The organism is Bacillus sp. LR--39, assembly GCF_053613335.1.
The window spans coordinates 1-812 of record NZ_JBSIOT010000656.1 but is presented as its reverse complement, the minus strand read 5'-3'; the positions used below and the strand labels follow the sequence as shown (position 1 = coordinate 812).

Here is an 812-nt window from a genome sequence, read left to right as displayed (position 1 = left end):
CTCCATTTTTGTCGGAGACTACTTAACAACTGCCGGGCAAGAGGAGACGGAGGATCATAAAATGCTGAGTGATTTAGGCTTTGAAGTTGAATCAGTCGAAGAAATGAAGGCCAGTTTAAGTGCGAAAAGCTGAAAGAATCAATAAAAGCAATCGGTATGATGTCGATTGCTTTTATTTTTGAACAGAAAGGAGAAAATCACGTGACAATTGCATCGTCAACTGCATCTTCTGAGTTTTTGAAAAACCCATATTCTTTTTACGACACATTGCGAGCTGTTCATCCTATCTATAAAGGGAGTTTCTTAAAATACCCGGGCTGGTATGTCACAGGATATGAAGAAACGGCTGCTATTTTGAAAGATGCGAGATTCAAAGTCCGCACCCCGCTGCCTGAGAGCTCAACCAAATATCAGGACCTTTCACAGGTGCAAAATCAAATGATGCTGTTTCAGAACCAGCCTGATCATAGACGATTGCGGACGCTTGCCAGCGGAGCGTTTACGCCGAGAGCGACAGAGAGTTATCAGCCGTATATCATTGAAACTGTCCATCATTTGCTTGATCAAGTGCAAGGTAAAAAAAAGATGGAGGTCATTTCGGACTTTGCTTTTCCTTTAGCAAGCTTTGTCATCGCTAACATTATAGGTGTACCGGAGGAAGATAGGGAGCAATTAAAGGAGTGGGCTGCGAGTCTCATTCAAACGATTGATTTTACCCGGTCAAGAAAGGCATTAACAGAGGGCAATCATATGGCTGTGCAGGCTATGGCATATTTCAAAGAGCTGATTCAAAAGCGAAAACGCCACCCTCA

2 pseudogenes are annotated in these 812 nt (G+C 43.0%); both read left to right on the top strand.

The features are described from left to right. Positions 1-133 (top strand): annotated as a pseudogene (locus ACWHAR_RS25625) (biotin synthase BioB); the annotation flags it as partial. Between the two features lie 68 nt (positions 134-201). Beyond that, positions 202-812 (top strand): annotated as a pseudogene (gene bioI, locus ACWHAR_RS25620) (biotin biosynthesis cytochrome P450); the annotation flags it as partial.